Source organism: Streptomyces sp. (assembly GCF_035563135.1).
In the GTDB taxonomy this organism is placed as follows: Bacteria; Actinomycetota; Actinomycetes; order Streptomycetales; family Streptomycetaceae; genus Streptomyces.
Map to the genome: position 1 here is coordinate 1 of NZ_DATMVN010000353.1, position 10,550 is coordinate 10,550.

The 10,550-nt window shown below is 70.7% G+C and carries 9 protein-coding genes; 3 read left to right on the forward strand and 6 right to left on the reverse strand.

The features are described from left to right. A partial coding sequence (locus VN520_RS15345; protein ID WP_325747472.1) for a catalase occupies nucleotides 1-588 on the reverse strand: 588 nt, incomplete at its 3' end. 735 nt (nucleotides 589-1,323) lie between these two features. Here VN520_RS15345 and VN520_RS15350 point away from each other — a divergent pair. Next, nucleotides 1,324-1,713 (forward strand): hypothetical protein, encoded by a 390-nt coding sequence (locus tag VN520_RS15350; RefSeq protein ID WP_325747473.1) that lies wholly within the window; start codon nucleotides 1,324-1,326, stop codon nucleotides 1,711-1,713. A 266-nt stretch (nucleotides 1,714-1,979) separates the two neighbouring features. Further along, entirely contained in the window at nucleotides 1,980-3,464 is a 1,485-nt protein-coding gene (locus VN520_RS15355) for a SulP family inorganic anion transporter (RefSeq protein WP_325747474.1), read from the forward strand. A 60-nt stretch (nucleotides 3,465-3,524) separates the two neighbouring features. Here VN520_RS15355 and VN520_RS15360 read toward each other — a convergent pair whose 3' ends face one another. The 5 genes from VN520_RS15360 to VN520_RS15380 all read right to left on the reverse strand — a co-directional run bounded on the left by VN520_RS15360 (nucleotide 3,525) and on the right by VN520_RS15380 (nucleotide 8,878). Next, nucleotides 3,525-4,565: an NAD(P)-dependent alcohol dehydrogenase gene (locus VN520_RS15360; protein WP_325747475.1), complete on the reverse strand. Its 1,041-nt coding sequence runs from the start codon at nucleotides 4,563-4,565 to the stop codon at nucleotides 3,525-3,527. Between the two features lie 63 nt (nucleotides 4,566-4,628). Beyond that, a complete protein-coding gene (locus VN520_RS15365) occupies nucleotides 4,629-5,405 on the reverse strand; it encodes an SDR family NAD(P)-dependent oxidoreductase (protein WP_325747476.1) in 777 nt (258 codons plus the stop codon). After that, nucleotides 5,402-6,070 (reverse strand): TetR family transcriptional regulator, encoded by a 669-nt coding sequence (locus VN520_RS15370; protein ID WP_325747477.1) that lies wholly within the window; start codon nucleotides 6,068-6,070, stop codon nucleotides 5,402-5,404. The genes VN520_RS15365 and VN520_RS15370 overlap by 4 nt, the downstream gene beginning before the upstream one ends. An 87-nt stretch (nucleotides 6,071-6,157) precedes the next feature. Then, complete coding sequence (locus tag VN520_RS15375) at nucleotides 6,158-8,287, reverse strand: MMPL family transporter (RefSeq protein WP_325747478.1); 2,130 nt, start codon at nucleotides 8,285-8,287, stop codon at nucleotides 6,158-6,160. A gap of 96 nt (nucleotides 8,288-8,383) precedes the next feature. Next, complete coding sequence (locus tag VN520_RS15380; protein WP_325747479.1) at nucleotides 8,384-8,878, reverse strand: helix-turn-helix domain-containing protein; 495 nt, start codon at nucleotides 8,876-8,878, stop codon at nucleotides 8,384-8,386. Nucleotides 8,879-9,065: 187 nt separating this feature from the next. On the opposite strand from VN520_RS15380, the gene VN520_RS15385 reads away from it, so the two are divergent. Continuing rightward, a partial coding sequence (locus tag VN520_RS15385) for an SDR family oxidoreductase (RefSeq protein ID WP_325747480.1) occupies nucleotides 9,066-10,550 on the forward strand: 1,485 nt, incomplete at its 3' end.

The window sequence follows — 10,550 nt, forward strand, 5'->3', positions numbered from 1 at the left end:
GAACAGGTGCGTCAGCATGTGCATCGACTCCGGCGTCTGGCTCATGAAGTCGAAGATCCGGTTCGGTTCCTGCCGGAACGTGATCGGATCCGGCTTGAGGGAGTGGATGACGTCGGGGAACTTGATCGCGTCGCGGATGAAGAAGACGCCGAGGTTGTTGCCGACGAGGTCCCAGTTGCCGTCCTCGGTGTAGAACTTCACGGCGAAGCCGCGCGGGTCGCGGGCGGCCTCGGAGGAGTCGCGGCCGCCGATGACGGTGGAGAAGCGGACGGCGAGGTCGGTGCGCTTGCCCGCCTCCTGGAACAGCTTGGCCCGGGTGTAACGGCCGATCGGCTCGTCGCCCCACTTGCCGTACGCCTCGAAGAAGCCGTACGTGGTCACTCCGCGCGCATGCACGACGCGCTCCGGGATGCGCTCCCGGTCGAAATGGCTGATCTTCTCCAGGAACTGGTAGTTCTCCAGGGTCGCGGGGCCCCGGGCACCGACCGTGCGCTGGTTCTGGTTGTCGTAGACCTGATGTCCCTGCCGGTTGGTCAGCACCGGACGTCCTGCGTCCTCATCGGGCCGCGCGCTCTCGGCATCGGTCATGGTCTGCACTCCTTCTCCGTCGGGGGCATGTCGACCGAGTGTTCCCCTGAATGACGTCATAAACAGGAAATGCACTCCGTCGTCCGCCATCCGCCGCGCCAAAAGGATCCGACTGGCCGTCACGGGGAAAACGGCCCGGCGCCGCACGCGGACAGCGAGCTGCCTGGTGCGCCGGGGCCGAGGAGGCATGCCGGGTGAAAGACAGGGCTCCGGCGGCCAACCACTCGGTTCGCGCTCACGTTCGACTGACCCCTGCCCTCGATCATGCGGACGACACGCGCTCGCGTATGTTTTTCCCGCCCGGTCTCCGCCGTCCCCGCGAAGGAACGTCGGCGCCGGGTCATCAAGAAGGCCCGCCACAAGCTCGCGAGGGCGGGGAAGCGGTTCGAGAAGCCGCGCGAGGGCCCGCACCCGCGTTCTCGCCGAGGCCCTCGGTGTGGACGCGGGTACGGTGCGGTCCCCGCTCCGATAACCGGTCAGCACATACCCATGGAGCGAACTCCCGTGCGAATATGACGATTGCCGTTCGAGCGGCATATGCAATATGACGAACAGCGGCGAAGAATCTCAAATACTGAGAACCGATAGTGAGGCCGCCCGCAGGCCCGCAGCTCCCCATTACATAATTCGGCTCGTCGGGCATCGACTTTCGGACTCTTCACGAAGGGGTAACTCCATAAGTCCCCCGGCCTGTTAGCGTCCGAAGGGCGAGTGGGGTCCGGAAGGAGGTGCAGGGTGCGAGCAGTGGCGGTCCGGTTCGTGCTCGCTTTTCTGATGGGCTTCCTATTGGCCCCGTACTCCGGTGCGCAGGCGCCGGATACCCACGCGTACGTCCCGGAAAGCAGGACGGCCGGCGCCCCGGAGGTGCCCGCAGGCGAAGCACCCGGTGAGTACGGCACCTGCGGCACACCTGGTCGCGGCGAGTCCAACGGCCTTCTGCGCCCTCGTGACCGGCATCGCTCCGCCACCGTCCCCCCTCCCGAGGCGCCGTCGCGTTCCGTGGTGACGATCGACGGGGGCGGCATGCTCGCCCCGGCGGCCGTCGCCGCGATGGGCAATGCGCACCACACCTCCAGATCCTCTACCGCGCATTCCTCCCCCGTGCTCCAGGTGTTCCGCTGCTGAGCTGACCCCAGGTGCTCGTGGACCTGCCCCTGCCCCCGGTCCTGCGGGACCCGTCGGCACGGGGGCATGTCGACCTGCCCTCCAGGCCCCAGTTCTCGTACGTATGCCTACGCACCGTCCTTCGGCGCGCCAGGAGGAACCACCGGTATGCAATCCCACGTCGATCACTCTGCGGCAGAAACCCTGCTCATCAGCGAGAACGCCGTCTGGGCACCCCCGCCCGGCGATGTCCGCTCGGCCCCTTTCCGCACGGGGTGAGGGCCGCCATGGACCGAGTCACCAGGTTTCCTCATCTGCGGCAGGATTTCGCCGCGTCACTCGTCGTCTTCCTCGTCGCCCTGCCGCTGTGCGTGGGCGTCGCCGTCGCGTCGGGGGTCCCGGCCGAGCTGGGACTGATCACCGGCATCGTGGGCGGTCTCGTCACCGGCCTCATGCGCGGCAGCAGCCTCCAGGTGTCGGGGCCGGCCGCCGGTCTCACCGTGCTCGTCTTCGAGGCGGTCCGGTCCTTCGGGCTGCCCGCGCTCGGGGTGATCGTGCTGACAGCGGGGCTGCTCCAGCTGGCCATGGGCGCACTGCGGCTGGGCCGCTGGTTCCGGGCCATCTCGCTCTCGGTGGTCGAGGGCATGCTCGCGGGCATCGGCCTCGTCCTCATCGCCGGTCAGCTCTACGCGGCTGCCGGCGTCGAGGCCCCGTCCTCCGGCACGGGCAAGATGACGGGCATTCCGGGGCTGCTGGCCGATGCCGTGTCCAGTCCTCCGGCTCTCGCCTCACTCGCGGTCGGCGCCTCGACGATCGCCCTGGTGGTGGGGTGGAACAGGATGCCGAAGCGGGTGAGGGCCCTCCCGGGTGCCCTCGCCGCGGTCGTACTGGCCACACTCGTCACGCTGGTCCTCGATCTCCCGGTCGGAACGGTCCAGGTCCAAGGGCTGCTGGACGCCGTCCAGCCCCCCGCCCTGTCCGAGTTCGGCGGTCTCGCGAGCATGGGTCTGCTCGGGACCGTGGCGGCGTTCACCCTGATCGCCTCCGCGGAGAGCCTGTTCAGCGCGGCCGCGGTGGACCGGCTGCACGACGGGCCGCGCACCGAGTACGACAAGGAGCTGATGGCCCAGGGGGCGGGCAACACCGTGTGCGGCCTCCTCGGCTCACTGCCGATGACCGCCGTCATCGTGCGCAGTTCGGCCAATGTACGGGCGGGTGCGCGGACCCGGGCCTCCCGGGTGCTGCACGGTGTGTGGCTGCTGCTGTTCGCAGCCCTGCTTCCCTCCGCGCTTGCTCTCATCCCCCTGCCCGCGCTCGCCGGCATCCTCATCCACGCCGGCTGGAAGCTGATCCCGCTCCGCTCGCTCGTGGCACTGTGGCGCGAACACCGGGGCGAGGCGCTGATCCTGGTCGTCACGGCCCTGACGATCGTCACGGTGAACATGTTCGAGGGCGTGCTGACGGGTCTGGCCCTGTCCGTGGCCAAGGCCGCCTGGGACGCCTCCCACATCAGACTGGAGATCGTCGGCAGCAGCGCCGACGGCGTCCGCGCCCGGCTGTCCGGCAACGCGACCTTCCTGCGGCTGCCGAAAATACTCGACAGCCTGGAGTCCCTGCCCAAGGACCGGCCCATCGCCCTGGACCTGTCCGGCCTGCACCATCTGGACCACGCCTGCCGTACGGCGCTGGAGAACTGGGCCGAGCGGCACAGCTCGTCCGGCACCGAGCCTGTGCGGCTGACCCGCACGGACGTCACGACGGCTGCTTCCTGAGGGCACGGACGGCTCGCCGGGGCGCCTTCGGCAGGCGTCCCGGCGAGCCGTCCCGGCCGGTCAGCCGTTGGGCAGGATGACCGCGCGGCCGTTGACCTTGCCCGCGTGCAGCCGTTCGTAGGCGAGCGGGGCCTCGTCGATGGAGTACGTCTCGACGTGCACGTCGACGGCCCCGGCGTGGGCGAGCTCGATGACCTCGGCGAGCTCCTTGCGCGAGCCCCAGTACGGTGCGGAGACCGAGGTGGAGAACGGCAGGACACCGAATCCCACGGGCAGCAGCCCGCCGCCGATACCGACGATGGTGATGTCGCTGTCGATGGAGGCGACCGCACCGGCCGTCGCGAGGGTCGGCTCGGCGCCGACGAAGTCGAGGACGACCTCGGCTCCGGTGCCACCGGTGAGCGCGCGGACCTTGGCGGCGGCGTTCTCGTCGGACAGCACGGCCTCGTGCGCGCCGACGGTCCGCGCGAGTGCCAGCTTCTCCTCGGTGACGTCGAGGGCGATGACGCGTACGGCGGTCATGGCGCGCAGGAGCTGGATGGCGACATGGCCGAGGCCGCCGGTGCCGATGACCACGGCGGTGGCGCCGGGCATCAGTTTCGGCAGCGAGCGCTTGATGGCGTGGTACGGGGTGAGGCCCGCGTCGGTCAGCGAGACCGTCTTGACCGGGTCCAGGTCACCGATGGGCGTCAGGTGCCGGGCATCGTCGACGATCATGTATTCGGCCATGGCGCCCGGGTTGCCCAGTCCGGGCGGGTTGATGCCGAGATCGGCGGCGCGCAGGCAGTAGTTCTCCCGGCCCTCCGCACAGTTCACGCAGGTGCCGCAGCCCCAGGGGCCGTAGACGGCGACCGCGTCCCCGACCGAGACCCCGACTGCGCCCTCACCGAGCGCGGCGACCGTGCCGACACCCTCGTGGCCGAGCGTGAGCGGCAGTTCGTACGGGAACCCCTCGGCGGGCCAGCTCATCACGGCGATGTCCGAGTGGCAGACACCGGCGGCACTGACCTTCAGCAGGATCTGACCGGGCCCGGCGACGGGTTCGGGAATCTCGACGACCTCGGGTGCGGCGCCGATGGTGCGGTACTGGACGGCTTTCATGACTCTCCTTCGTTCTCCGTACTTCCTTTGTGACCCTCGGGGTGGCGGTGCGCCATTCGGGAGTCAGGAGGCGGAGAAACCGCCGTCCACCAGGTGGTAGCTGCCATGGATGAAGGAGGCGCGGTCGGAGAGCAGGAAGGCGGTGAGCTCGGCGACCTCCTCCGAGGTGCCGAGGCGGCCGGCCGGGTGCAGGGAGATCAGGTGGTCACGGGCCGGTGCGTCGGTGTCACGGAGCAGGGGGGTGTCGATGAAGCCCGGTCCGACCGCGTTGATGCGGACGTTCTGTGCCGCGTACTCGAGTGCGGCGGTCTTGGTGAGACCGACGACGCCGTGCTTCGCGGCGACGTACGCCGGAGAGTTCGCGAAGCCGTTGGTGCCGAGGATCGACGACATGTTGACGACGGCGCCGCCACCCGAGGCCAGGATGGCCGGGAGCTCGTAGCGCAACGAGTAGAAGACACCACTGAGGTTGGTGGCGACGACCCTGTTCCAGTCCTCGATCCCGTACTCGCCGGTGGTCCGCGCGGGGCCCCCGATGCCCGCGTTGTTCACGGCGAGGTGCAGGGCGCCGAAGGTGTCGACGGCGAACCGCACGCCGGCCTCGACGGAGGCGGGGTCGGTGACGTCGAGGGCGACCGCGGCGGCGCGGGCGCCGGTGGCCTGCATCTCGCCGGCGGCCTTGCGGGCGCTGTCCTCGTTGTGGTCGGCGACGACGACGGCCGCGCCGCTCGCGGCGAGGCGCCGGGAGAGGGCGAGGCCGATGCCGGACGCTCCGCCGGTGACGAGGGCGACCTTGCCGGCGAACTCCGCCTCGTAGGCGGTGGGGAGGTTCGTGCTCATGATGTGCTTCCTTGCGTGGTGCTGTGGGGCGCCGGCCCGTCCTGCCGGAATTCCAGCAGGTTGGCGGAGAGGGCGTCGAAGGCTTGTACGACGAGCTCGGGCAGGGCGGCCGGCCGGCCGCCCCGGACCCATGCCGCCTGGGCCGCGAGGAGCGCTCCGGCTCCTGCGGCGACGGCCACGGCGGGGCGGAGATCCTGCCGCGGATCGGTACCGAGCCGTTCCGCCAGGACCGCCACCGACTCCTCCTGGGCGTCCACCCGGATGTGGTGGTAGGCCGCGTACAGAGTGGGCTCCTCCTCGGCCATGACCAGCAGGTCGAAGATGCGCGGCCGCAGGTGCCAGGGCGTCGCCCCCGCGTCGTCGAGCCAGTCGAGGACGGCCCGGCGGTAGGCGGTGAGCGGTGGCTCGGCCAGGGGGCGCTCGCGGAGCGCTCGGTTGATCCTGTCGCCGTCGCCCCGCACTACGTCGAGGACGGCGGCCTCCTTGTTCGGGAAGTATCGGCTGAAGGTGCGCCGGTCGACGTCCGCCGCCTGCGCGATCTCCTCGACCGTCACGCTCCGCAGGCCGCGTTCGAGTACCAGATCGAACGCGGCCTGCGAGAGCGCGTCCCGGGTCCTGCGCGCCTTGCGGCCGCGCCTGTCCGGGCCGTTCCCTGTCGAACTCATAGATGCATCGTACACCCGAAAATGTCCCGGTGGGACTTTTGTCTCACCGGGACATGCGCGGCGGCCGGGCGCCTTCCGCCGCCCGGGTTACGGCAGGGGGGCGCTCGCCTCCGGCGCGTCCTTCCCGCTCCGGCTCAGGGCGCCCGGCCACCAGGCCGTCGGTCCGATGTCCCTGACCAGGGCGGGTACCAGCAGCGAACGCACGACGAGGGTGTCCAGCAGGACTCCGAAAGCGACGATGAACGCGATCTGGACCAGGAAGGCGAGCGGGATGACTCCCAGGGCCGCGAAGGTGGCCGCCAGGACGACGCCCGCCGACGTGATGACCCCGCCCGTGGTGGTCAGTCCGCGCAGTACACCCTTGCGCGTGCCGTGGATCAGGGACTCCTCACGGACCCGGGACATCAGGAAGATGTTGTAGTCGACTCCGAGAGCGACCAGGAAGACGAATCCGTACAGCGGGACGGAGGAGTCGGTGCCGCCGAAGCCGAGGACGTGCTCGAAGACCAGCGAGGAGATGCCGAGGGTGGCGAGGAAGTTGAGCGCCACCGTGGCGACGAGCAGCAGCGGCATCAGCAGGGAGCGGAGCAGGCCGATCAGGATGACGAGGATGATGACCAGCACCACCGGCACGATGATGTTGCGGTCGTGTTCGGCGGTCTTCTGGGTGTCGTACTGCTGCGCGGTGTAACCGCCGACGAGTGCCTGCGCACCGGGGACGGCGTGGACCGCGTCACGCAGCCGCGTGACCGTCTTCTTGGCGGCGTCACTGTCCGCCGCGTCCGCCAGGGTGACGTCGATGCGGACCCGTCCGTCCACGACGAGCGGTTCACCGCCGCCCGGGCGGCCGGAGGCCGTCATCACGGAGACGCTCGCGACACCGGGGACTTCTTCCGCGGCCGCGGCGACCTGCTTCGAACGGCCGGCGCTGGCGATCACGACGGCGGGGTTGCCCGATCCTCCGGGGAAGTGGCGGCCGAGGGTCTGCTGAGCGGTGACGGACGGCGTGTCGTTGACGAAGATCTCCTCGAGGGGCACCCCCTTGGAGTTCAGCGTCGGCATGAAGGCCGCGCAGGCCAGGAGGCCGGCCAGCGTCACGGCCCACACCTTGCGCGGGGAGCGGTCGACGAGCCCGGCGATCCGCGACCAGACACCCGCCGAACCGGCCTCGGGCTCGGTTCGTCCCTTCTTCGGGCCGGACGGCCAGTACGCGGCCCTGCCGAGCAGGACCAGGACGGCGGGCAGGAAGGTGAGGGCGCTCAGGACCGAGCACACGATGCCGATGGCCCCCACGGGGCCGAGCGCGCGGTTGTTGGTCAGGTCGCTGAGGAGCAGGGCCAGCAGCCCCAGGGCCACGGTGGCGGCGCTGGCCGTGATGGGGCCGACGGACTCACGGAGCGCGGCGCGCATCGCGGTCCACCGGTCGGGCTGCCGGCCGAGCTCCTCACGGAAGCGCGCGGTGAGCAGGAGCGCGTAGTCGGTGGCGGCGCCGATGACCAGGATCGACAGGATGCCCTGGACCTGGCCGTCGACCCGCAGGACGTCGTGGTCGGCCAGGACGTAGACGATCGCGCAGGAGACGCCGAGGGCGAAGACCGCACCGATGATGATGATCAGGGGCAGCAGGACGCTCCGGTAGACCAGGAGCAGGATGACGAGCACGGTCACCAGTGCGACGCCGAGCAGCAGTCCGTCGATGCCGGCGAAGGCGTCCGACAGGTCGGCCTGGGAGGCCGCAGGGCCCGCGATCCCGGCCACCGTGCCCGGCACGCCCTCCGCAGCGCTCCGGATGTGCGCGAGGGCGTCAGGGAGTTCGTCGCCCAGGTCCGGCCTCAGCTGGACGACGCCCTCCAGCGCCTCGCGGTCCTCGGAGAGCAGTGCGGGGCTCACCTCGCCGGCCACCCCTGGCCCGCTCTTCAGGGAGGCCAGGGCTGCGGTCGCCTCCTTCTGCTGTTCCGGGCCGAGTTCCTCGCCGTCCTCGTCCGACGTCCAGACCACGACGGCAGGCATGGTCTCCTGCTCGCTGAACGCCTTCCGGGCTTCGACGACCCGTGTGGACTCGGCGCTCCGGGGCAGGAACGAGGCCTGGTCGTTGGTGGCTACCTCCCCGAGCTTTCCGGCGTACGAGCCGAACGAACCACCGACGACGAGCCAGGCCAGTACGAGGAACACGGGGACAAGAATCAGCCGGCGGACCGGCCTCGATGCGGTGGACATGGCACTCCTGGGTCGGCCGCGATCTCTCAATCATGATGTATCTCAATGATTGAGATTACATGGCCGCTGGGTGTGTTCAAGCACCGGCGCGGCGGTTCAGCGCCGGGGAACCTGCATACGGGCGAGTTCGGCGTTCATCCGGGCGAGGAAGCGGAGCGCGGCCTCCAGCTCCTGCGGCTCGGACGCGGAGCGCGCACCGGCCGCCGCCTGCGCGAGAGGCATGAAGAACGAACGCGCGGCCGCCCTCGCCGCGGGCTCGTAGTACAGGTGGACGACACGACGGTCGCGGCTCTCCCGCGCACGCCTGATGTGCCCGGAGCGCTCCAGGCGGTCCAGGCACGCCGTCACCGCCCCCGACGTCAGGCCGAGGTGCTCACGGAGCCGCCCGGGGGTCAGCGGCACATCCGCGTCGAGGATCGCGCCCAGCGCCTGCACATCCGTCGCATGGAGGCCCTGAGCTTGTGCGAACGAGTGAACCAGCCGGTTGATCTCACCGTTCATCCGTCGCAGCTCCACGGCCAGGGCCTGGAGCTCCGACGCCCCGGCCGCATCCGTGCCAGATCCGTCGCGAGGGTCGTCTGTGCTGTTCACCGCCCCATACTAGGGCGCGTACAGGAGCAGCAGGGTGCCCGCCACAGCCCTCGGACTTCCTCCCCCGGGTCCGCGCGGAGAACGTTCGCCGGTTCGTCCCGCCTCAGCGCCTCGGCCCCGTCGGCAGGCGGAACCGCCCGCACGGGGACACGGTGGGAGAAGGAGACACGAGCCGGAGCGAGGGGCCATGGAGAGCAAGGACGGCAGCGGCGGGCTGCGGTGTCTGGTGACGGGCGCGACGGGGTACATCGGGGGCCGCCTCGTGCCCGGGCTCCTGGAGGCCGGGCACCGGGTGCGCTGTCTGGCGCGGACCCCGGAGAAGCTGCGGGACCACCCGTGGGCGGGTGCCGCCGAGGTGGTCAAGGGGGACGTGACCGACGCGGATTCCGTGAGCGCGGCGATGCGCGGCATCGACATCGCCTACTACCTGGTCCACGCGCTGACCGCCGGACCCGGTTTCGAGAGGACCGACCGTGAGGCGGCGCGGATCTTCGGCGAACAGGCGGAAGCGGCCGGTGTCCGGCGCATCGTCTATCTGGGCGGGCTCACCCCGGCCGGCGTCCCCGCGCGGGAACTGTCCCCCCATCTGCGCTCGCGTGCCGAAGTGGGCCGCATCCTGCTGGATTCGGGCGTGCCGGCCACCGTCCTGCGCGCCGCGGTCATCATCGGTTCGGGTTCGGCGTCCTTCGAGATGCTGCGTTACCTCACCGAGCGGCTGCCGGTCATGGTCACTCCCAGCTGGGTGTCGACGCGGATCCAGCCGATCGCCGTACGGGACGTGCTGCGTTACCTCGTCGGCAGTGCGCACATGCCCGCCGAGGTGAACCGCACCTTCGACATCGGCGGGCCCGACGTCATGACGTACCGCGACATGATGCAGAAGTACGCACAGGTCGCCGGGCTCCCCCACCGGCTCATCCTGCCGGTGCCCATGCTCTCACCGGGTCTGTCCAGCCACTGGGTGGGGCTGGTGACTCCCGTGCCCGCGTCGATCGCCCGCCCGCTCGCGGAGTCCCTGCGCCACGAGGTCGTGTGCCACGAACACGACATCGCCGAGCACGTCCCGGACGGCCCCGGGCAGCCCTTCTCCTTCGCCACCGCTCTCTCGCTCGCGTTGCAGAGGGTGCGTGAGGCGAGGGTGACGACGCGGTGGTCCTCCGCGTCCGTCCCGGGCACTCCCAGCGATCCGCTCCCCACCGACCCGGCGTGGGCGGGCGGGAGCCTGTACACCGATGTGCGCGAGCGCGACGTGGACGCCTCGCCGGAGGCCCTGTGGCGGGTCGTCGAGGGGATCGGCGGTGACAACGGCTGGTACTCGTTCCCCCTGGCCTGGGCCGTCAGGGGCTGGCTGGACCGGCTGTTCGGCGGCGTGGGGCTGCGCCGGGGCAGGCGGGACGCCCAGCGGCTGAGGGTCGGGGACTCCCTGGACTTCTGGCGGGTCGAGGAGATCCGGCCCGGCCGGCTCCTCCGGCTGCGCGCGGAGATGCGGCTGCCCGGCCTGGCCTGGCTGGAGATGTACGCGGAGGAGGGTGAGGACGGGCGGACGCGCTACCGGCAGCGGGCCCTCTTCCATCCGTCGGGGCTGCTCGGCCACGCGTACTGGTGGGGCGTGTCGCCCTTCCACGCGGTGGTGTTCGGCGGAATGGCGCGCAACATCGCGCTGGCGGCGCGC